This window comes from Streptomyces sp. NPDC020299 (genome assembly GCF_044387825.1).
Lineage (GTDB): Bacteria > Actinomycetota > Actinomycetes > Streptomycetales > Streptomycetaceae > Streptomyces.
In genome coordinates, this window is sequence record NZ_JBIRWL010000010.1 from 1 (window position 1) to 21,726 (window position 21,726).

Here is a 21,726-nt window from a genome sequence, read left to right on the forward strand (position 1 = left end):
CCCTGCGCCGGATCAACCTCTCCGACCTCGAAGCCGCCGAGCAGGTCTTCGATCTGCTGATGGGCAACGAGGTCGCACCCCGCAAGGAGTTCATCTCCAGCTCGGCGGCGACGCTGGACCGCTCCCGGATCGACACGTAGGCGCTGCGCTCGGCCTTGGCGGGGTGGGTGTCGCGCCCCCGGCGGGTTGAACGGAGTGCCGGTGGCGTCGCCGGGACGTTGAGCGGCGGGCACGGCAGGACGCGGTGCCCGCTGAGCCGGTGCGGTGCGGTGCGGTGCGGCACGCTGGGCTCTGCGGCGGCCCGACCGCGGCTCGAGGCCCAGCTGCGGCGCTCGCGGCCTCGCCCGCCGTCGTCGTCGTTGTCGTTGTCCGTGGCTCACAGTGCTGGGCACGGGCACCCCACCGGTCGGCCGGGCCCCGCGGCGTCGGCGTCCGAGCGCCGTCGTCCGTCGCCCGGCGACTGTCCGTGGGCGGCGACCGCTCGGTGGTTCTCCACCCGTAGGTGGAGGCTGCGCGGGGTGCGGGTCCACCCACGATCCACCCCTGCTCCGATCTGCTGACCTGCGAATTTCCGTAGCGTCGAAGGCGTCGGCAGCGCTCGCTGCAGGCACTACCTTCCGCTCACGGAGGCTCTGATGCCAGGGCTCGTCAACGCGTTGCTGATCGTGGCCGTCGTCGTGCTGGTGATCGTGCGCCAGTTCCGCGCCCAGGCCGTCAGCACCGACCGACGGTGGTGGCTCGTGCCCGTCGTCCTCGCGGTCCTGGCGCTGCGCGAGCCCGGGACGCTCGATGTCCACCACCGCACCGTATCCGTCCTGCTGCTCGCCGCCGAGCTGCTCATAGGCCTGGCCATGGGTGCCGGCTGGGCGTGGACGAGCCGCATGTGGCGGGAGCCGGACGGGGTCGTGTGGAGCAAGAGCACCACGGCGAGCGTGGCCGTCTGGGTCCTCGGTATCGCCCTGCGCGCGGGTCTTTTCGGCCTCGGCGTGCTGCTCGGCGTCCACCAGGACAGCTCCGCCCTGCTCCTCGCGCTCGCCGCAACCCTGCTCGTCCGCTCCGGAATCCTGCTCTGGCGTGCCCAGTCCCTCCCGGCCGTGGTCGCTGCGGCCACGGCGTACGGTGACGCCATGCCGCGGCCCGCGTGGAAGGAACGTGTGTGACGGACAACGCCTGGACACGCTGGCCCTCCCGCGAGGCGCTCGGCCGAGAGGGTATCTCCCGAGCGAGACGCATGATCGCCTGGGCCGTGCGGCTGCTCGTCCTCGGCCTGCTGCTGTGGAGCGCCTTCGACGACCGCCACGTGCACGGCTGGGGCACGGCCGTGGCAGTGGGCGGCATCATCCTGGCCGGAGCCCTCGCCTGGGCCTTCTACCGGACCACCTACCAGCACCGTCTGCTCACGTCGGTGGTGGTCGTCACGCTGCTGCTGGGCTTGGCGACGGTGGCCCAGTCGACGGGGTTCCGCGGGCCGGCCCTCGTCATGTGGTGCGGCTGCGCGATCGCCGCGCTGGAGCGGATGCCGCTCGGCGCGGCCCTCCCCGTCGCCGCTCTCGCCCTCGCCGCCTTCTCCGCGGTCAACAACGACGTATGGCTGACCACCGCCGCCACGGTCACGGGCATGGCCCTCGCCGGCTATGTCCTGCGGCTCGACGCGGAAGCCCGGGGCAGCGCCCAGCGGCTGCTCGCCCAGGAGCGGGCTGCCCGGTCCGCCGAAGCGGAGTCCGCGGCGCTGGCGGAACGGGCCAGGATCGCGCGGGAGATCCACGACGTCCTGGCCCACAGCCTCTCCGCCCAGCTCGTGCACCTGGAAGCCGCCCGGCTGCTGATAGAGCGGGGCGCGGACCGGGAGCAGGTCCTGGAGCGGGTGGTGGCGGCACGCGGAATGGCTCGCGACGGTCTGGCCGAGACCCGGCAGGCTCTCTCGGCGCTGCGAGGCGAGCTGACGCCGCTGGAGGAGTTCCTGGCCGAGCTCGTCAGCGAGGCGATGGGAGCCGAGGTCACCGTCACGGGTGATCGCAGACCGCTGTCCGCCGAGGCGTCACAGGCCGTGCGCAGGGTCGCGCAGGAGGCGCTGACGAACGTGCGCAAGCACGCCCACGGTGCCAAGGTCCGGATACGGCTCGAGTACGGCGAGCACGAAGTGACGCTGGACGTGCGGGACTCGGGCGGAACGCAGGGGGAACTGACCGGTGCGGGCGCTGGATACGGTCTGCTGGGCATGCGGGAGCGTGCCGAACTACTGGGTGGTTCGCTCGAGGCGGGGCCGGAGGAGGAAGGGTTCGTGGTGACGTTGAAGGTGCCCGTATGACGGAGGAGGCCGAGAAGAAGCCCGCGCGGGTGATCGTCGTGGACGACCAGACCGTGGTCCGGGAGGGCATCGTGATGCTGCTCGGGCTGCTGCCGGGCATCGAGGTCGTCGGGGCCGCGGGCGACGGGGAGGAGGCGGTGCGGCTCGTCGCCGAACTCGCACCCGATGTCGCCCTGATGGACCTGCGGATGCCGCGCTGCGACGGTGTGGAGGCGACCCGGCGGATCCGGGCCGAACATCCCGGGACCCAGGTCGTGGTGCTCACCACCTTCGCGGACGATGATTCGCTGTTCCCGGCGCTGCGAGCGGGAGCGCGTGGTTACCTCACCAAGGACGCCGGCGGCGACGAGATCGTCCGGGCCGTGCAGAGCGTGCTGTCGGGACACGCGGGGCTGTCGCCGAGCGTGCAACGGCGGCTGCTGGAACGGCTGTCGCAGCCCGAGCCGCCCTCGGCGCCCGAGGAGGCGCCGGACGGACTGACCGCCCGGGAGACCGAGGTACTGGTGCTGATCGCCGAGGGGCTCAGCAACCAGGAGATCGCCCGCAAGCTGCACGTCTCCACGGCGACCGTGAAGACGCACATCAACAACCTCTTCGCCAAGACAGGTCTCAAGGACCGTGCCCAGGCCGTGCGTTACGCGTACGCGAAGGGACTGGCGCGGCCACCAGTGGCTTGAGTCACCTGATGGGGTGAAGAGCCTGGCGAAGCAGAGCCGAGGATCTCCCCGGTCTGTCCATCCTTGGGCATGCAGTCAAACAACGGTGGTTACCGCCCAGACGGGGGCGGTCCGGACAACACGGCCGAGAACCAGGACGGCCACGGCCCGGCTCCCCACCACGTGAGGTACGAGGACCCTTGGCACGACACAGTCCCCTCGGGCTGGGGCGAACCGGACGGTGCGGGTGTCCCCGCTCCCGTCGCCGTGCCGGCGGCGCGGGCCGGCCGGCAGGGGCCGGAGGGCCATGCGCGTGATGTGTACGTCGAGGTGCAGCGGAGTGCGGCCTTCCAGGAGGTGCGCAGCCGGTACCGGAGGTTCGTGGTGCCCGGGGTCGTCCTTTTTCTCAGCTGGTACGCGGGGTATGTGGTGACTGCGACGGTCGCGCCCGGTCTGATGGCGAGGCCGGTGGCGGGCGCGGTGAACGTGGCGATGCTCGCGGGGCTCGGACAGTTCCTCACCACCTTCCTCTTCACCTGGGCCTACTCCCGGCACGCGCGTCTGCGCAGGGACAGGGCGGCTCTGGACCTGCGCTGGGACACGCAGGAGCTGGCGCGCGGCGGCAGGGGCGGTGTGCTGTGACGGGTCAGCATCAGACACTGGCCTTCGGGCTGTTCAGCGTGTTCGTCACGGTCACTCTGGCGATCACGGCCTGGGTGGGTCGCCACCGGCGTGGCTCGGCGGAGGAGTTCTACGCGGGCGGGCGGCTCTTCTCCCCGATGGAAAATGGTTTTGCCGTCGCGGGTGACTACCTGTCGGCCGCCTCGTTCCTGGGTGTGAGCGGGCTGATCGCGCTGTTCGGCTACGACGGGCTGCTGTACGGGGTGGGCTTCCTCGTCGCCTGGCTCGTGGTGCTGTACCTGGTCGCCGAACTGGTGCGCAACTGCGGGCGCTTCACTCTCGCCGACGTGATCGCCGCGCGGATGAGTGAGCGGCCGGTCCGGCTCGCCGCGGGAACTTCCTCGGTCACCGTCTCCGTTCTGTATTTGGTGGCGCAAATGGTGGGCGCGGGCAGCCTGGTGGCACTGCTGCTCGGGCGGACCAGCGAGGCGGCGCAGGCCTGGACCGTCATCGGTGTCGGCGCGCTCATGGTGATCTATGTGTCGTTGGGAGGGATGCGGGCCACCACGTGGATTCAGATCGTGAAAGCGGTCCTGATGCTCAGCGGCACCGTCGTGCTGACCGTGCTCGTCCTGTTGAGGTTCCACGGCGACGTCGACCGGTTGCTGCTCACGGCCGCCGAGCGCAGCGGCCACGGGCGCGCCTTCCTGGCGCCGGGCCTGAAGTACGGCGGGGACTGGACGGCGCGCCTGGACTTCATCAGCCTGGGCCTCGCGCTGGTGCTCGGTACGGCGGGCCTGCCGCACATCCTGTCGCGCTTCTACACGGTGCCGACCGCACCGGCCGCGCGTCGTTCGGTGGTCTGGTCGATCGGGCTGATCGGTGGGTTCTACCTGATGGCGATCGTCCTCGGGTTCGGCGCGGCCGCGATCGTCGGACCGGAGGAAGTACGCAGGTCGAACGCGGCCGGGAACACGGCGGTTCCGTTGCTCGCGCTCGATCTGGGGGGCGGGCCGGACTCCACGGGCGGAACGGTTTTGTTCGCGGTCGTGGCAGCCGTGGCCTTCGCCACCATCCTCGCGGTGGTCGCCGGGATCACACTCGCCTCCTCGGCGTCCGTGGCCCACGACCTGTACACGTCCTTGCGGCGCGGGCGGGGGGCGCCGCGCAGCGAGGTGGCCGTGGCGCGGATCGCGGCGGTGGGCATCGGGGTGGTCGCGATCGCGCTCGGTCTGCTGGCCCGGGATCTCAACGTCGCCTTCCTGGTGGGACTCGCCTTCGCCGTGGCCGCGTCGGCCAACCTGCCCGTGCTGCTCTACTCGCTGTTCTGGCGCGGCTTCACGACGCGCGGCGCGGTATGGGCCGTATACGGCGGGCTGCTTCCGGCCCTGGGGCTCGTGGTGCTCTCCCCGGTGGTGTCGGGCAGTCCGGGTGCGCTGTTCCCGGACGTCGACTTCCAGTACTTCCCGCTGCAGAACCCGGGCATCGTCTCGATCCCGCTGGGCTTCCTGGCGGGCTGGCTGGGCACGGTCACCTCGGACGAGCCCCCGGACGAGGCCGCATACGCGGAGACCGAGGTGCGGTCGCTGACCGGTGCGGGGGCCGTGTAGCGGGGAAGTGGGCAGGGTGGAGCCCGATTCCGGACGGTGAACTGTTACGGCGCCACCCACGCATACCGGTGCTCCGGTCGGCCGGTGTCGCCGTACTTCAGGGAGAGTCGGAGCCGGCCGGCCTGTTCCAGGTGGCGCAGATAGCGCTGGGCGGTGGAGCGGCTCAGGCCGGTCTCGGCGGCGACCTCGTGGGCGGAGAGTGGGTGGTCGGCGCGGTGCAGGACCCCGCAGATGAGATCCGTGGTGGGCTCCGACTGGCCGCTGGGCAGACCGGGGGAGGCGGAGGGCGCGGGCGCGGTTCGCAGGGCGCCGAAGATCCGGTCGACCTGTTCCTGGCCCGCCAGGCCCCGGCCGCCGACCCGGTCGACGGTGCGGCGCAGCGCGGCGTACGAGTCCAGGCGAGTGCGCAGCGCCGCGAAGGTGAACGGCTTGACCAGATAGTGCAGGGCACCCAGGCGCATGGCCCGCTGCACCGTCGTCACATCGCTGGCCGCCGTGATCATGATGACGTCGGTGCCGTGCCCCTGTTCCCGCATGCGGTGTACCAGTTCGAGGCCGGTCTGATCCGGCAGGTAGTGGTCGAGCAGCACCAGGTCGATGGCTCCGCGTTCCACGGCGGCCAGCGCCTGGGCGGCGGAGTGCGCGCGGGCGGCCACCCGGAAGCCGGGAACCTTTCCCACGTACTTGGCGTTGATCTCGGCGACGCGGAAGTCGTCGTCCACGACCAGGACGTCAATCATCGGGCCTCTCCTTCAAGGCCGGCGAGCGTTAAGCCCGTGTTTCGTGCTCCGCAGTTGTAACGCGAGCAAAATGAGCACAACAGGCTCTTGCGAGCAAAAGAATGGCTTGCGCTCAGAAGACTGATGCTGTGGCCCGGGCCACACCTACCGTCCCGGGCCATGAGCGCAGACACCAGCCCCGCCATCGAGCTACGGGGCGCGAGCAAGATCTTCAGAACCCCGTCGGGGGGTCTGCACACGGCTGTCCGGGACCTGGACCTGACCGTCGGGCGCGGCGAGTTCGTGGCCGTCGTCGGCCCCACCGGCTGCGGCAAGTCCACCACGCTGACCCTGGTCAGCGGTCTGGAGGAGCCCACCGAGGGCGATGTGCTGGTGGCCGGCGAGCCGGTGAAGGGAGTCGGCGACAAGGTCGGCTTCGTCTTCCAGCAGGACGCCACCTTCCCCTGGCGGACGGTCCTGTCCAACGTCATGGCGGGCCCCCGCTTCCGTGGCGTACCGAAGCCCGAGGCCAAGCAGAAGGCCCGTGAGTGGCTGGCCCGGGTGGGGCTCGCCGCCTTCGAGGACCGCTACCCGCACCAGCTCTCCGGCGGTCAGCGCAAGCGTGTCGCCCTCGCCGCCACCTTCGTCAACGACCCCGAGATCCTGCTGATGGACGAGCCCTTCTCGGCGCTCGACGTGCAGACCCGGGCGCTGATGTCGGACGAGCTGCTGGAGCTGTGGGAGGGCACCGGCGCCTCCGTCGTCTTCGTCACCCACGACCTGGAGGAGTCCATCGCGCTGGCCGACAAGGTCGTCGTGATGACCGCCGGGCCCGCGACCGTCAAGCAGGTCTTCGACATCGACCTGCCGCGGCCGCGCAAGGTCGAGCAGGTACGTCTGGAGCCGCGGTTCATCGAGATCTACCGCGAGATCTGGGAGTCCCTCGGTGAAGAGGTCCGCATCACCCGTGAGAGGGGTGCCGCCAATGTCGCCTGAGGTCATCAGCACGCCGGTCGTCGACACGGTGAAGACGCCGGGCCGCGCCCAGACGCGCGCCGCGGCCGCCCGCAGACGCAAGGTGCTCGTCGCCGCCGCTCGGGTGCTCCTCCTGGTGGTCGTGCTCGGCCTGTGGGAAGGGCTGTCCCGGGCCAAGGTCATCGATCCGTTCAACTTCTCGATGCCCTCGCAGATCTGGGACCAGATCAGCACCTGGGTGATGCACGGAACGGCACAGGGCTCGCTGGGCGAGCAGATCTGGGCCACGTTGCAGGAGGCGCTGCTCGGCTGGGGCATCGGTGTCGTCGCCGGTGTGATCTTCGGTATCGCGCTGGGGCGGATCGCCTTCCTCGCCGATGTCCTCGGTCCGTACATCAAGGTGCTCAATTCCATCCCCAGGATCGTCCTGGCCCCGATCTTCCTGATCTGGTTCGGACTGGGCCCCGCCTCCAAGGTCGCGTCGGCCGTGGTGCTGGTGTTCTTCCCGGTGTTCTTCAACGCCTTCCAGGGCGCCCGCGAGGTCGACCGCAACCTGGTGGCCAACGCCCGGATCCTCGGCGCGAGTGATCGCCGGGTGACGCTTCAGGTGGTCATCCCGTCGGCGACCTCCTGGATCTTCACCAGCCTGCACGTCAGTTTCGGCTTCGCCCTCATCGGCGCCATCGTCGGCGAGTACATCGGCGCCACCAAGGGCATCGGCCTGCTCGTCGCCGCGTCCCAGGGCACCTTCAACGCCGCCGGCGTCTACGCGGCGATGGTCATCCTCGCGGCCGTGGCACTCGTGGCCGAGGGCCTGCTGACCTTCGCCGAGCACCGCATCTTCCGGTGGAAGCCGGCGGACTCCGGCCACTGAGCCCGGCCCGCCCGGCACCGCCCCGGAGCCGAGCACCCCAAGACACCCCCCCTTCTCCCGCACCGCCCTCTCACAAGGACGTGAACCGCCATGCGCAAGACCGCCAGATACGCCTCGCTCGCCGCCTCCGGCCTGCTCGCCCTCTCCTCGCTCACCGCCTGCGCCAATGACGCGGCGAGCAGCACCTCCGCCGACGCCGGCAGCAAGGGCGACGGCAAGGGCACGAAGGTCAAGATCATGGTCGGCGGCCTGGACAAGGTCATCTATCTGCCGGCGATGCTGACCCAGCGGCTCGGCTACTTCGACTCCGAGGGCCTCGACGTGGAACTCCTCAGTGAGCCCGCCGGTGTCCAGGCCGAGACCGCGCTCGTCTCGGGCCAGGTCCAGGGCGCCGTCGGCTTCTACGACCACACCCTCGACCTGCAGACGAAGGGCAAGTCCGTCGAGTCCGTCGTGCAGTTCTCGCACGCCCCCGGCGAGGTGGAGGTCGTCTCCACCAAGAAGGCGGGCGACATCACCTCGCCGAAGGACTTCAAGGGCAAGAAGCTCGGCATCACCGGCCTCGGCTCCTCGACCGACTTCCTCACCAAGTACCTCGCGGTCAAGAACGGCGTGAAGGTCAGCGACTTCACCCCGGTCGCCGTGGGGGCGGGCCCGACGTTCATCTCGGCGCTGCAGCAGGGCTCGATCGACGGCGGTATGACGACCGACCCGACCGTCGCCACGATCCTGGACAAGAAGGCGGGCAAGGTCCTCCTGGACATGCGGACGCCGGAAGGCTCCAAGCAGGCGCTCGGCGGCCCGTACCCGTCGTCCAGTCTGTACATGACGACGGACTGGGTGAACAGCCACAAGGACACCGTCCAGAAGCTGGCCAACGCGTTCGTCAAGACGCTCAAGTGGATGTCGACCCACAGCGCCTCCGAGATCGCGGCCAAGATGCCCGCCGACTACTCCCAGGGCAACAAGACGCTGTACGCCGAGGCCATCAAGAGCACCCTGCCGATGTTCACCGACGACGGAGTGATGCCCGCGAACGGCCCCGAGACCGTCGAGAAGGTCCTCAAGGCGTTCAACCCCAACATCAAGAACGCCAAGGTGGACCTGAGCAAGACCTACACGACCGAATTCGTCGACAAGGCCGCGAAGTAGGCGGGCTGAGGCCCCCGTCGGCCTTACGTCTCCGTCGGTCTTACGTCTCTGTCGGCAGCGCTCAGATGCGGGTCGCCCACACGTAACGGTGTTCCGGGCGGCCCGCATCGCCGTACTTGAGGGTCAGCCGCGCCCGGCCGGTGCGCTCCAGCAGCTTCAGATAGCGCTGTGCGGTCTGCCGGCTCACCCCGGTCCGCTCGGCGATCTCCTGCGCCGACAGCGGGCCTTCGGCGTTCATCAGGGACTGGCGCACCAGCTCGGCGGTGGTGGGGGAGTGCCCCTTCGGCAGCCCGGGCTCCGACGGCGCGGACAGCGCGCCGAAGATACGGTCCACCTCCGCCTGTTCGGCCTCGCCGCCGCCGTCGAGGGTGCGGCGCAGCTGCGCGTACGCCTCGAGCTTCGCCCGCAGACCGGCGAACGCGAACGGCTTGACCAGGTACTGCAGGGCGCCCTGCCGCATGGCGGCCTGGACCGTCGACACGTCCCGGGCCGCCGTCACCATGATCACGTCGGTCTGGTGGCCCCGGCGGCGCATCTCCTGCACGACCTCCAGGCCCGTCTCGTCGGGCAGGTAATGATCCATCAGGACCAGGTCGAGGCGTGGCAGCGTCTCCAGCCGGTGCAGTGCCTCCGCCGCGGTGTGCGCCTCCGCGGCCACATGGAAGCCCGGCACCTTCTCCACGTAGGCGGCGTTGACCCGGGCCACCCGGACGTCGTCGTCCACGACCAGGACCTCGATCATCGGGCCTCCTCCTCGTCGGCGACCGCGGCGGATGCGGTGAGGGCCGGGTGCAGGCCCGCCTCCAGGTCCGGCTCGGTCAGTGCCTCCGGCAGTACGACCGTGAACCGGGCGCCCCCGCCCTCGGCTTCGGTCACCGTCGCGCTCCCGCCCTGCCGCTCGGCGAAGCGGCGCACCAGGGAGAGCCCGAGGCCGCGCTTGCCGTGCGCGGGCGGCTTCTTCGTGGACCAGCCGTCCGTGAAGATCAACTCCCGCTGCTCCACCGGGATCCCGGGCCCCGTGTCGCGCACGCTGAGGACGACCGTACGCGCCTCGGCGCGCAACTCGACCTCCACGCGCGCGTGCGGGGCGCCCGCGACGGCGTCGAGCGCGTTGTCGACCAGGTTGCCCACGACGGTCACCAGCCCCCTGGGGTCGATCAGCCGGTCCGGCAGCCGGGTCCCGTCGGAGACCCACAGGGCCACCCCGCGCTCGGCCGCGACGGTCGCCTTGCCGACCAGCAGGGCGGCCAGCAGCGGGTCGTGGATCTTCTCGGTGACCTGCTCCGCGGTGGCCCGGTGGTCGCCGACCACCTCTCCGACGAACTCCACGGCGTCGTCGTACATCTCCAGTTCGAGCAGACCCAGTAGCGTGTGCATGCGGTTGGCGTGCTCGTGGTCCTGGGCGCGCAGGGCGTCGATCAGGCCGCGCGTGGAGTCGAGTTCGCGCCCGAGCTGCTCCAGCTCGGTACGGTCGCGCAGGGTGGCCACCGCCCCGCCGTCGTCGGTGGGCATGCGGTTGGTGACCAGGACCCGCTGGCCGCGCACGGTGAGCAGGTCGGTGCCGGTGACCCGGCCTGCCAGGACGTCGGTCGTGCGGCCCGCGCCGAGCGCCTCGTCCGGAGACTGGCCGACGGCCTCGTCACCGATGCCCAGCAGCCGCCGGGCCTCGTCGTTGAGCAGGCGGACACGGCCCGCGCGGTCGAGGGCGACGACGCCTTCCCGGATCCCGTGCAGCATCGCCTCACGCTCGGCCAGCAGTGCCGCTATGTCGGAGAAGGCCAGGTCCCGGGTCTGCCGCTGCACTCTGCGGGAGATCAGCCAGGCGGCCAGGGCGCCGACCGCGAGGGCGCCGCCCGCGTACGCGAACAGCCCCGGGATGGCGCCGATCAGCCGTGCCCGCACGCTGTCGTACGCGATGCCGACCGAGACCGCGCCGATGATCCGGTCATGGGCGTCACGCAGCGGCACCTTGCCCCGGGCGGAGCGGCCGAGGGTGCCGGTGTCGATCTCCATGACCTCCTTGCCCTCCAGGGCCTCCTTGGGGCTGGTCGAGACGTGTCCGCCTATCTGCTTCGGGTCGGTGTGCGACCAGCGGAACCCCCGCCGGTCCATCACCACGATGTACTCGGCGTGCGTGATGCGGCGGATCCGCTCCGCCTCCTTCTGCACCGGACCGTCGACGCTGGGCGGGGTGGTCAGGACATCATCGGCGATCTTCGGGTTCTGCGCGGTGGTCTGCGCGATCGCGAGCGCGCGGCGCATCGCCTCCTGGTCGAGCTGCTTGCTCAGCGGCGCCAGGAACAACCCGGTCGCGAGCACCACGACTCCCGCGGCGATCGCCAGCTGCATCAGCAGGACCTGCGAGAACATCCGTCGTGGCAGGCCCAGGCGCCTACGGCGTGCGGGGGAGGTGGGGCTCATACCCAAGACGGTACGTGGGACGCCGGGCGCTGCCGAAGGGGTGTGGCGTGGATCTCTTGACCAATTCTTGGGAAAACGGTGTGCGGGCTCAGCCCGCCAGTCCCGCTCCCGCCTCGGTCAGTTCCCGCACCGCCACCACGTCCATCCGGGCCGGCGCACCGAGCACGGCGGCCCCGCAGCTCTCCGGGCGGGGCGGCAGCGAGGCGGTCTGGGCCACGGTCACCCGCCAGTGACGGCCGTCGGCGTGGGCGACGGTCACCTCCCAGTGCGGGTCCGGGCCGTCCGTCCGTACGACGCTGAGCGCCTCCGCCGCGTACTCGCCCGTCGCGGAGCGCACAGCCAGCTCCGCCGCCTGTCCGGGCCGTGCCCAGGCGGACCGTCCGCGGCACCCCTCGACGACGACACGGCCCTCCTGGACGCCGTGCAGGACCTCCTTGACGGAGTGGGCCTCAGCCCGGCCGTACGCGTATCCGTACGGCAGCACGAGCACCGTCGGAGAGAAGCGATGACCACCCAGATGAGTGACCTCCCACACGCCCGGCACGCCGGACGCGCCGAGTTCGGCCGCGAGGGGACGGCCGAGGAGGGCGCAGCAGCGGTCGCGCTTGCCGTTGGTGCAGACGAGGGCGAGCGGGCCGCCCTCGTAAGGCCGCCCGCCGAGCGCCGAACCGAAGCCGCGGTGGTCACCGGCGCCCAGGGCGGCGAAGTCGAGGCCGAGCAGCTGTCGCGGATCGCGGGTGGTGGCGTGATGCAGCCAGCTCTTTCCGGGGACGGTGTGCGCCACGTACACCTGGCGCACGGCGGGGGTACCGGGATCGGCGTGCCGGCCGGGGCGGCGGATGAGCGCGATCCGCACGCCGGTGCCTTCGGCGGCGGCATCCAGGGCGCGGCCCAGGGTCCGGTCCAGGTGGCTCGAAGTGAGCGCCTTGGCGCCCCACGGCCCGGGCTGTTCCAGCAGCAGCCACGTCGTCGCCGTGGCCGCGGTACCGGAAACGGGCTCGTCGAGGCTCCGGGATACGGTCGCGCACCTACTCACACAGGTAAGCCTAACCTGCCTTTCCTTGAAGCGACTTCCAGCCGTCCTCGTGTTCTACTCGGGCAGGGGCTGAGGGGGCCGTGGGCCGACGTAGTGCCCGCTGGGGCGCATGCGCAGCGGGCGCTCCCCGTACTCCTCCAGGGCGTGGGCGATCCAGCCCGCGGTGCGGGCGACGGCAAAGATCGTCTCGCCCGCGGTGGCGGGCATGCCGGTGGAGACGGTGAACACGGCGAGGGCCAGGTCCACGTTGGCGTGCAGCGGGGCGTGCCGGGCGGTCGTGGTGACGATGTCCCGGGCCGCGAGGAGGGCGGGTTCGGCGCGCGGGATCTGCTCCAGGAGGCCGAACAGAACGCGCGCGCGGGGGTCCTCGCCGGTGTAGAGCCGGTGGCCGAGGCCGGGGATGCGGCGGCCGGCGCGGAGTTCGTCCGCGACCACGGGCGCGGCGGTGCCCTGGTCCAGTACGTCGAGCAGCAGTCGGTGGGCGAGGCCGCTGGCCGCGCCGTGCAACGGGCCCTCGATCACCCCGAGTCCGGCCGAGACGGCCGCGTAGGCGTGCGCACGGGCCGAGGCGGCCACGCGTACGGCGAGCGTCGAGGCGGCAAGGTCGTGGTCGGCGAGCAGGGCGAGCGCCGTGTCCAGGATGCGCAGGGCGGCCTCGTCGGCCTCGTGCCCGGTCAGCCGGCCCCACAGCCGGTGGGCGAGCGGGCCGTCGTTGAGGTGGGCGAACGGCTGCGGCGGCAGCGCGGCGACGAGCGTCGGGATGAGGGCGCGCGCCGTGTTGAGCACGGCCTCATCCGACAGGTCGAAACGCAGCGGGTCCTCCGCGGCGGCGGCGATGGCCGCGACCCGCAGACGGTCGGTGGGGGAGGTGTGCTCGGGCAGGGCCTCCACCGCGCGGCGGACGACGGCGACGGTCGGCTCGGGTGCGGTGAACGTGACGCCCGGGCGCATCCGGCCCGTCCACAGCCACTCGGCGACCTCCTCGTAGCAGTGGCGCGCGGCGAGTTCGGTGGCGTCGACACCGCGGAAGAAGTACCGGTCGTCGTCGATGAGCGTGATGCGGGTCCGGACGGACAGCTCGCCGCCGGCGCCCCGACTCGCGTCGGCCTCCCGCCTGTTGCGCCGGGCGAGGGTCGCCACCTCCTCGGCGTCGAAGGTGCTGCCGCGGCCACTCGGCGCCCGCCTGCTGCTGAGCTGACCGCGGCTGACATACGCGTACACGGTCTCGGGCTTCACCCCGAGCAGCTCGGCGGTCTCCTTGGTGCTCAGCCTGCGCCCCGGACGGCCGGAAGCGGGGTCTTGATCGCGCATGAGGGCCACGGTATCCACCTCCCTGTGCATGGATGATGCATTGATTGAATCAACATTATGGATCAATGGGCGCGACCGCGTCATGCCCCGCTCGTATCCTGGGCCGGCATTCCATCCTCGTCCGTGCGCCGGGCCGTGAACCGGTGCGCGCGTCCGCGTGAGAGAGGTCGCACGTTGGGGCACAGCCGCAGTCCGCAGCAGATCCCGGTCGTCGTACTCGCCGGCTTCCTCGGCTCCGGGAAGACCACGCTCCTCAACCACCTGCTGCACCGCAGCGGGGGCAGCCGCATCGGGGCGATCGTCAACGACTTCGGGGCCATCGAGATCGACGCCATGGCGGTCGCGGGGGCGCTCGGCGACTCCACCGTCTCGCTCGGCAACGGATGCCTGTGCTGCGCCGTCGACGCGAGCGAACTCGACCTCTACCTGGAGCGGCTCGCCGACCCCACCACCGGCATCGACGTCATCGTCATCGAGGCCAGCGGCCTCGCCGAGCCGCAGGAACTCGTCCGCATGGTGCTGGCCAGCGAGCATCCCGGGATCGTCTACGGCGGGCTGGTCGAGGTCGTCGACGCCGCCGAGTTCGACGACACGCGCACGAAGCACCCGGAGATCGACCGGCATCTCGCCCTCGCCGACCTGGTGGTGGTCAACAAACTCGACCGGGCGGCGGACGGCGAACGGGTGCTGGGCCTGGTCCGGTCCCTCACCGACCGCGCCGCGGTGGTCCCCGCCACCTACGGCCGCATCGACCCCGAGTTCCTCTTCGACTGCCGGCCGAGCGAGGAGCGGATCGGCCAGCTGTCCTTCGACGACCTGCACGAGCACGACCCGCACGAGGACGACCCGAACGAGCCCGGCGCCGGCCACGCCGGGCATCTGCACACCGCGTACGACAGCCTGTCCTTCGTCTCCGAGGTCCCGTTCGAGCCGCGCCGCCTGATGACCTTCCTCGACGGCCGTGCCGAGGGGCTCTACCGGATCAAGGGGTACGTCGACTTCGGCCCGTACGACCCCCGGAACCGGTACGCCGTGCACGCCGTCGGCCGGTTCCTGCGTTTCTACCCGGAGCCCTGGGGCCCCGCCGACACCCGTCTGACCCAGCTCGTCCTCATCGGCACCGGCATCGACGCGCCCGTACTCGGCAAGGAACTCGAGGCGTGCAAGGACGACGCCCCACACGCCGACGAGCACGGCATGTGGGGCGTCCTGCGCTACGTACGCGGTCCAGGGGCCCCGAGGAGTACGACCCCGAGGACCCGCCGGTCTAGAGCAGGCCCCGAGCAGGCCTAGAGCACCGGCCCCGCCACCACCCACACCGTCTTCGGCAGCGAGGTGCCCGAACCGTCCCGGCGCGGGTCCGGCTCCGGAAGCTCGACCGGGGTGCCGTCCTTCTGCGCCGCGCGCGCGGGTGCCGGACCCGCCCACGCGAAGGACAGGCAGTCCTCACCCTTCAGGAACCGCTGGCAGCGCACACCGCCGGTGGCCCGGCCCTTGCGCGGGAACGGGTCGAACGGGGTCAGCTTGGCCGTCGTCTGCACGGAGTCGTCCAGCGTCCCGCGCGAGCCCGCCACCGTGAAGACCACCGCGTCCACCGCCGGGTCGACGGCGGTGAAGGAGATCACCTTCGCGCCCTCGGTCGGCTTGATGCCCGCCATGCCGCCCGCCGGACGGCCCTGCGGGCGGACGATGGACGCCTGGAAGCGCAGCAACTGGGCGTCGTCGGTGATGAACACCAGGTCCTCGTCGCCGGTGCGCAACTCCACCGCGCCGACGATCCGGTCGCCCTCCTTGAGCGTGATGACCTCCAGCTCGCCCTTGTTGGACGGGTAGTCGGGGACCACGCGCTTGACCACGCCCTGCTCCGTGCCCAGCGCCAGACCCGGGGACGACTCGTCCAGTGTGGTCAGGCAGACCACCGTCTCGTCGTCCTCCAGGGAGACGAACTCCGCCAGCGGCGCGCCACCGGCCAGGTTCGGCGCCGTCGCCGTGTCGGGCAGATGCGGCAGGTCGACCACATTGATCCGCAGCAGCCGGCCGGCCGACGTCACCGCACCCACCTCGCCACGCGCGGTCGCCGGAACGGACGAGACGATCACGTCGTGCTTGACGCGCCGGGCGTCGGCGTCCTCCGCGAACGGCTCGCCGTTCGCCGTACGGGCCAGCAGCCCCGTCGACGACAGCAGCACCCGGCACGGATCGTCCGCCACCTGCAGCGGGACCGCCGCCACCGGGGCGCCCCCCGACTCCAGCAGCACCGTACGCCGGTCGCTGCCGAACTTCTTCGCCACCGCGGCCAGTTCGGCCGAGACCAGCTTGCGCAGCTCGGTGTCCGACTCCAGGATCCGGGTCAGCTCCTCGATCTCCGCGTTCAGCCGGTCCTTCTCCGCCTCCAGCTCGATGCGGTCGAACCTGGTCAGGCGCCGCAGCGGCGTGTCGAGGATGTACTGCGTCTGGATCTCGCTCAGCGAGAAGCGCTCGATCAGGCGCTGCTTGGCCTCCGCGGAGTTCTCGCTGGACCGGATCAGCCGGATGACCTCGTCGATGTCCACCAGGGCCGTGAGCAGGCCCTCGACCAGGTGCAGGCGGTCGCGGCGCTTGCCGCGGCGGAACTCGCTGCGGCGCCGGACGACGTCGAAGCGGTGGTCGAGGTAGACCTCGAGCAGCTCCTTCAGACCCAGGGTGAGCGGCTGGCCGTCGACCAGGCAGACGTTGTTGATGCCGAAGGACTCCTCCATCGGCGTCAGCTTGTAGAGCTGCTCCAGGACGGCCTCCGGGACGAAGCCGTTCTTGATCTCGATGACCAGGCGCAGCCCGTGCTCGCGGTCGGTGAGGTCCTTGACGTCGGCGATGCCCTGCAGCCTCTTCGAGCCGACCAGGTCCTTGATCTTGGCGATCACCTTCTCCGGGCCGACGGTGAAGGGCAGCTCCGTGACGACCAGGCCCTTGCGGCGCGCGGTGACGGTCTCCACGGCGACCGTGGCGCGGATCTTGAAGGTGCCGCGGCCCGACTCGTAGGCGTCGCGGATGCCGGAGAGGCCGACGATCCGGCCGCCGGTGGGCAGGTCGGGGCCCGGGACGTGCCGCATCAGGGCGTCGAGGTCGGCGTTCGGATGCCTGATCAGGTGGCGGGCTGCCGCGACGACCTCGCGCAGGTTGTGCGGCGGCATGTTGGTTGCCATGCCGACCGCGATCCCGGAAGCGCCGTTGACCAGCAGGTTCGGGAAGGCGGCGGGCAGGGCGAGCGGCTCCCGCTCCTGGCCGTCGTAGTTGGGGACGAAGTCGACCGTGTCCTCGTCGATCGACTCGGTCATCAGGCTCGTCGCCTCGGCCATCCGGCACTCGGTGTACCGCATGGCGGCCGGCGGGTCGTCGTTGCCCAGCGAGCCGAAGTTGCCGTGGCCGTCCACCAGGGGCACGCGCATCGAGAAGGGCTGCGCCATGCGCACCAGCGCGTCGTAGATCGACGCGTCGCCGTGCGGGTGCAGCTTGCCCATGACGTCGCCGACGACGCGGGCGCACTTCACGTAGCCCCGCTCCGGGCGCAGGCCCATCTCGTTCATCTGGTAGACGATGCGGCGGTGCACGGGCTTGAGGCCGTCGCGGGCGTCCGGCAGGGCGCGCGAGTAGATGACCGAGTACGCGTACTCGAGGTAGGAGCCACGCATCTCGTCCACGACGTCGATGTCGAGGATCCTCTCCTCGTACGAGTCGTCGGGCGGCGGGGTCTTCGTGCTGCGGCGGGCCATCGCTGCCGGCTCCTTGCTGAAGCGATTGACGGATCTGACGCGGACCATTGTGGACCGCGGCACTGACAGCGCGGGCCAGGCCCCGGCACCGGCGCCCATGGGACGCCCACGGGACTCCTCGCGGACGACGCGAACGTGCCGGACGGGCCCCACCCGCTGCAGGGCTGCCCGCAGGCTACGCGATCCGCTGTGGGCGTACGTCGCGCGGGAACTTCGCCCGGGATGCGCACGCTTGCATACAGTGGCAGGACCGGCAGGAAGACCGCGGTTTTCACGACCGCATCCGCGATCGAAGGGACGTACATGCCCATGGGTCACACGACCACGGCCGAGGCAGGCTCCGGGGGCCTGACAGCGACCGAGCACCGACTGGCCAACGGTCTGCGCGTGGTGCTCTCCGAGGACCACCTGACCCCGGTCGCGGCGGTCTGCCTCTGGTACGACGTAGGCTCCCGCCACGAAGTCAAGGGACGCACCGGCCTGGCTCACCTCTTCGAGCACCTGATGTTCCAGGGCTCCGGGCAGGTGAAGGGCAACGGTCACTTCGAACTCGTGCAGGGTGCCGGCGGCTCGCTGAACGGCACCACCAGCTTCGAGCGCACCAACTACTTCGAGACCATGCCCGCCCACCAGCTGGAGCTCGCGCTCTGGCTGGAGGCCGACCGCATGGGGTCGCTGCTGACGGCCCTCGACGACGAGTCCATGGAGAACCAGCGGGACGTCGTCAAGAACGAGCGCCGGCAGCGTTACGACAACGTCCCCTACGGCACCGCCTTCGAGAAGCTGACCGCCCTGGCCTACCCGGACGGCCACCCCTACCACCACACGCCGATCGGCTCCATGGCCGACCTGGACGCGGCGACGCTGGAGGACGCGCGCGCGTTCTTCCGCACCTACTACGCGCCGAACAACGCCGTCCTCTCCGTCGTCGGCGACATCGACCCCCAGCAGACCCTCGCCTGGATCGAGAAGTACTTCGGTTCGATCCCCGGCCACGACGGCAAGCCCCAGCCGCGCGACGGCTCGCTGCCTGTGACCATCGGCGAGCAACTGCGCGAGGTCGTCGTGGAGGAGGTCCCCGCGCGCGCCCTGATGGCCGCGTACCGGCTCCCGCACGACGGCACACGCGAGGCCGACGCGGCCGACCTGGCGCTCACCGTCCTCGGCGGCGGCGAGTCGTCCCGCCTCTACAACCGGCTGGTACGGCGGGACCGTACGGCGGTCACGGCCGGGTTCGGCCTGCTGCGGCTGGCCGGAGCGCCGTCCCTCGGCTGGCTGGACGTGAAGACCTCCGGCGACGTCGAGGTGCCGGTCATCGAGAGCGCGATCGACGAGGAGCTCGCCCGGTTCGCCGAGGAGGGCCCCACGCCCGAGGAGATGGAGCGCGCCCAGGCCCAGTTGGAGCGCGAGTGGCTGGACCGGCTCGGCACGGTCGCGGGCCGCGCCGACGAACTCTGCCGCTTCGCCGTCCTGTTCGGCGACCCGCAGCTCGCCCTCACCGCCGTCCAGCGCGTACTGGAGGTGACCCCCGAGGAGGTCCAGGAGGTCGCCAAGGCCCGGCTCCGCCCCGACAACCGCGCGGTGCTCGTCTACGAGCCGGTCTCCGCCGAGGCCGCCGAGCAGACCGAGGACGTGGACGTTCCCGAGGACCCGGAGGCCGAGGCCACCGTGGAGACGCGCACCGGCCAGAACGAGAACGAGGAGGCGGCCAAGTGAGCGAGCTCGCCGCGATGGAGTTCCACCCGCAGCCCCAGGCGGGCGAGGCCAGGCCGTGGGCGTTCCCGGCCCCGGAGCGCGGTGCGCTCGACAACGGCCTGACCGTCCTGCGCTGCCACCGCCCCGGCCAGCAGGTCGTCGCCGTCGAGGTGCTCCTCGACGCGCCCCTGGACGCTGAGCCGGCCGGCCTGGACGGCGTCGCCACGATCATGGCGCGGGCCTTCTCCGAGGGCACCGACAAGCACTCGGCCGAGGAGTTCGCCGCCGAGCTGGAGCGTGCGGGCGCCACGTTCGACATGCACGCCGACCACCCCGGCGTCCGCCTCAGCCTGGAGGTCCCGGCCTCCCGCCTGGCCAAGGGGCTCGCGCTGCTGGCCGACGCCCTCAGAGCGCCCGCGTTCGCCGACGGCGAGGTCGAGCGGCTGGTGCGCAACCGCCTCGACGAGATCCCGCACGAGCTGGCCAACCCCTCCCGCCGCGCCGCCAAGGAACTGTCCCGGCAGCTCTTCCCGGCGACCGCCCGCATGTCCCGGCCCCGCCAGGGCACCGAGGACACCGTCGCCAAGATCGACTCGGCGGCCGTCCGCGCCTTCTACGAGCGGCACGTGCGGCCCGCCACCGCCACCGCCGTCGTGGTCGGCGACCTCACCGGCATCGACCTCGACGAGCTGCTCGGCGAGACCCTGGGCGCGTGGAGCGGCTCCGCGGCGCAGCCGCGCCCGGTGCCGCCGGTGACCGCCGACGACACCGGACGCGTCGTCATCGTCGACCGCCCCGGCGCCGTCCAGACCCAGCTGCTCATCGGCCGTGTGGGCGCCGACCGGCACGACCGGGTGTGGCCGGCCCAGGTGCTCGGCACCTACTGCCTCGGCGGCACCCTCACCTCCCGCCTGGACCGCGTCCTGCGCGAGGAGAAGGGCTACACCTACGGCGTCCGCGCGTTCGGTCAGGTCCTCAGGTCCGGCCCCGAGGGCAACGGCGCCTCGATGCTGGCCATCAGCGGCTCCGTGGACACCCCGAACACCGGTCCCGCCCTCCAGGACCTGTGGGCGGTGCTGCGCACGCTCGCCGCGGAGGGGCTCACCGACGCCGAGCGCGACGTGGCCGTGCAGAACCTCGTCGGGGTGGCGCCGCTGAAGTACGAGACGGCAGCGGCCGTGGCGAGCACGCTGGCCGACCAGGTGGAGCAGCACCTGCCCGACGACTTCCAGGCGACGCTGTACCGGCAGCTCGCCGCGAGCGGCACCGTGGAGGCCACCGCGGCGGTCGTCAACGCCTTCCCGGTGGACCGTCTGGTGACGATCCTGGTCGGGGACGCGGCACAGATCAAGGAGCCGGTCGAGGCCCTCGGCATCGGCGAGGTCTCCGTCGTGCCGGCCGAGTAGCCGGAGCGACAGCCGAGCGACAGCGGCACGCGCGCGTGGGGCCCAGGTGACGATGTGTCACCTGGGCCCCACGCCGTTCCCCGGTCCGCTCCCCATGCCTCTGGCCAGATGTCCGAATTGGGGCGGAGGTTGCCTGTCTGCCCTGTGGCGTGCGCTACAAAAACCCTGTTGCGTTTGAGGATTGAAAGTCGCGGCCCTTAGCGTCAAGCAGGCTGTTCGTCAGGCAGTGCGCCGCAACCGCGGCACCGGACAGCGATCGCCGAGTCCCCGTACGGCGCGAGCCAGGGGAGCCGGGGACCCATCGTCCCTTGGGGTGAATCGGACGCCCGCGCACACCGCGAGGGGGCCCGTAGGAGACCTTCCTGCTCCGAACCCGTCAGCTAACCCGGTAGGCGAGAAGGAAGGAAAGGACCAGCCACTTCATGGCGTTCACCCGCGCCACCGGGAAGCACCGCCGTCCCAGCCGGATGCACCGCACCACCGCCCGCGCGGCGGGCGTCGCCGCCCTCGCCACCACCGGTGCCGTCGGCAGCCTGGCCGCCCCGGCGCTCGCCGCCGAGCCCGCGCCGGCGCCCGAGCAGACCGCCCTCACCCCGGTCATCACCATCAGCGAATCGGTCCCCGAGCACATCGACGCCCAGGCCGCCGCCCAGCAGGAGGCCGCCGATCTGAAGGCGGCCGAGGAAGCGGCGCGGAAGAAGGCCGCCGAGCAGGCCCGCGCACAGGCGGAGAAGGCGCGCGAGGCCAAGGCGCGGGCGGCCCGCGCGGCCGAGCGCGAGCGGCTCAACGCGTTCGTGGCACCGATCACCGGGTCCTACGTCTCCACCGGCTACCAGGCCAGCAGCTCCCTGTGGTCCTCCGGCTCGCACACCGGCATCGACTTCCACGCCGCGAGCGGCACCGCGGTCCATGCGGTCGGCTCCGGCACCGTGGTGTCCACCGGCTGGGGCGGGGCGTACGGCAACCAGATCGTGATCAAGATGGCCGACGGCATGTACACCCAGTACGGCCATCTGTCGTCCATCGGCGTCTCGGTGGGCCAGAAGGTCACCCCGGGCCAGCAGATCGGCCTGTCCGGCTCGACCGGCAACACCACCGGGCCGCACCTCCACTTCGAGGCCCGCACCGGCCCCGAGTACGGCTCGGACGTCGACCCCGTCTCCTACCTCCGCAAGCACGGCGTGAACGTCTGA

General features: G+C 71.4%; 18 protein-coding genes and 1 riboswitch. Of the genes, 12 read left to right on the plus strand and 6 right to left on the minus strand.

Going from position 1 to position 21,726, the window contains the following annotated elements; all coding sequences use genetic code 11:
- Positions 1-635 precede the first annotated feature (635 nt).
- The 5 genes from ACH45E_RS24675 (at position 636) to ACH45E_RS24695 (ending at position 5,195) form a co-directional block, all read left to right on the plus strand.
- The gene (locus ACH45E_RS24675; protein ID WP_361456532.1) at positions 636-1,160 is read left to right on the plus strand and encodes a DUF1453 domain-containing protein; all 525 of its coding nucleotides are present in this window, start codon (positions 636-638) and stop codon (positions 1,158-1,160) included.
- On the plus strand, positions 1,157-2,308 hold the full coding sequence (locus tag ACH45E_RS24680; RefSeq protein WP_361456535.1) for a histidine kinase: 1,152 nt from the start codon (positions 1,157-1,159) through the stop codon (positions 2,306-2,308). Before ACH45E_RS24675 ends, ACH45E_RS24680 begins: the two co-directional genes overlap by 4 nt.
- Positions 2,305-2,985, plus strand: coding sequence for a response regulator transcription factor (locus ACH45E_RS24685; protein ID WP_361456539.1), 681 nt, complete (start codon positions 2,305-2,307; stop codon positions 2,983-2,985). Before ACH45E_RS24680 ends, ACH45E_RS24685 begins: the two co-directional genes overlap by 4 nt.
- 69 nt (positions 2,986-3,054) lie before the next feature.
- Positions 3,055-3,606, plus strand: coding sequence for a DUF485 domain-containing protein (locus tag ACH45E_RS24690; RefSeq protein WP_361456542.1), 552 nt, complete (start codon positions 3,055-3,057; stop codon positions 3,604-3,606).
- Complete coding sequence (locus ACH45E_RS24695) at positions 3,603-5,195, plus strand: cation acetate symporter (protein WP_361456544.1); 1,593 nt, start codon at positions 3,603-3,605, stop codon at positions 5,193-5,195. The genes ACH45E_RS24690 and ACH45E_RS24695 overlap by 4 nt, the downstream gene beginning before the upstream one ends.
- A gap of 44 nt (positions 5,196-5,239) precedes the next feature.
- Here the strand turns inward: ACH45E_RS24695 and ACH45E_RS24700 are convergent, their stop codons facing one another.
- A complete protein-coding gene (locus ACH45E_RS24700) occupies positions 5,240-5,935 on the minus strand; it encodes a response regulator (RefSeq protein WP_361456547.1) in 696 nt (231 codons plus the stop codon).
- Between the two features lie 159 nt (positions 5,936-6,094).
- Between ACH45E_RS24700 and ACH45E_RS24705 the strand changes: the two genes are divergently transcribed.
- The 3 genes from ACH45E_RS24705 (at position 6,095) to ACH45E_RS24715 (ending at position 8,915) form a co-directional block, all read left to right on the plus strand.
- Complete coding sequence (locus ACH45E_RS24705) at positions 6,095-6,910, plus strand: ABC transporter ATP-binding protein (RefSeq protein WP_361456550.1); 816 nt, start codon at positions 6,095-6,097, stop codon at positions 6,908-6,910.
- Positions 6,900-7,763, plus strand: a complete 864-nt coding sequence (locus tag ACH45E_RS24710) for an ABC transporter permease (RefSeq protein WP_361456553.1) — start codon at positions 6,900-6,902, stop codon at positions 7,761-7,763. The genes ACH45E_RS24705 and ACH45E_RS24710 overlap by 11 nt, the downstream gene beginning before the upstream one ends.
- 90 nt (positions 7,764-7,853) lie before the next feature.
- Positions 7,854-8,915, plus strand: coding sequence for an ABC transporter substrate-binding protein (locus tag ACH45E_RS24715; protein WP_361456556.1), 1,062 nt, complete (start codon positions 7,854-7,856; stop codon positions 8,913-8,915).
- Positions 8,916-8,976: 61 nt separating this feature from the next.
- Here ACH45E_RS24715 and ACH45E_RS24720 read toward each other — a convergent pair whose 3' ends face one another.
- From ACH45E_RS24720 to ACH45E_RS24735, 4 genes are all read right to left on the minus strand, one after another.
- Positions 8,977-9,657 carry a response regulator gene (locus tag ACH45E_RS24720; protein ID WP_361456559.1) on the minus strand — a complete coding sequence of 227 codons (681 nt, stop codon included), beginning with the start codon at positions 9,655-9,657 and terminating at the stop codon, positions 8,977-8,979.
- Entirely contained in the window at positions 9,654-11,336 is a 1,683-nt protein-coding gene (locus tag ACH45E_RS24725) for a sensor histidine kinase (protein WP_361456562.1), read from the minus strand. Before ACH45E_RS24725 ends, ACH45E_RS24720 begins: the two co-directional genes overlap by 4 nt.
- Positions 11,337-11,424: 88 nt before the next feature.
- The gene (locus ACH45E_RS24730) at positions 11,425-12,372 is read right to left on the minus strand and encodes a sucrase ferredoxin (RefSeq protein ID WP_361456565.1); all 948 of its coding nucleotides are present in this window, start codon (positions 12,370-12,372) and stop codon (positions 11,425-11,427) included.
- A gap of 54 nt (positions 12,373-12,426) precedes the next feature.
- Complete coding sequence (locus tag ACH45E_RS24735) at positions 12,427-13,683, minus strand: citrate synthase (protein ID WP_361456567.1); 1,257 nt, start codon at positions 13,681-13,683, stop codon at positions 12,427-12,429.
- 174 nt (positions 13,684-13,857) lie between these two features.
- Here ACH45E_RS24735 and ACH45E_RS24740 point away from each other — a divergent pair, with 174 nt between their 5' ends.
- Positions 13,858-14,976: a GTP-binding protein gene (locus ACH45E_RS24740; protein WP_361456570.1), complete on the plus strand. Its 1,119-nt coding sequence runs from the start codon at positions 13,858-13,860 to the stop codon at positions 14,974-14,976.
- Here ACH45E_RS24740 and ACH45E_RS24745 read toward each other — a convergent pair.
- Positions 14,973-17,432 carry a DNA topoisomerase IV subunit A gene (locus ACH45E_RS24745; protein WP_361456573.1) on the minus strand — a complete coding sequence of 820 codons (2,460 nt, stop codon included), beginning with the start codon at positions 17,430-17,432 and terminating at the stop codon, positions 14,973-14,975. The two genes, ACH45E_RS24740 and ACH45E_RS24745, sit on opposite strands and share 4 nt — an antisense overlap.
- Positions 17,433-17,735: 303 nt before the next feature.
- Here ACH45E_RS24745 and ACH45E_RS24750 point away from each other — a divergent pair, with 303 nt between their 5' ends.
- From ACH45E_RS24750 to ACH45E_RS24760, 3 genes are all read left to right on the plus strand, one after another.
- Positions 17,736-19,148 carry a pitrilysin family protein gene (locus tag ACH45E_RS24750; RefSeq protein WP_361456576.1) on the plus strand — a complete coding sequence of 471 codons (1,413 nt, stop codon included), beginning with the start codon at positions 17,736-17,738 and terminating at the stop codon, positions 19,146-19,148.
- Positions 19,145-20,533 (plus strand): pitrilysin family protein, encoded by a 1,389-nt coding sequence (locus ACH45E_RS24755; RefSeq protein WP_361456579.1) that lies wholly within the window; start codon positions 19,145-19,147, stop codon positions 20,531-20,533. The genes ACH45E_RS24750 and ACH45E_RS24755 overlap by 4 nt, the downstream gene beginning before the upstream one ends.
- Before the next feature lie 247 nt (positions 20,534-20,780).
- Positions 20,781-20,942: riboswitch (cyclic di-AMP (ydaO/yuaA leader) on the plus strand.
- A 13-nt stretch (positions 20,943-20,955) separates the two neighbouring features.
- Positions 20,956-21,726, plus strand: a complete 771-nt coding sequence (locus ACH45E_RS24760; protein WP_361456582.1) for a M23 family metallopeptidase — start codon at positions 20,956-20,958, stop codon at positions 21,724-21,726.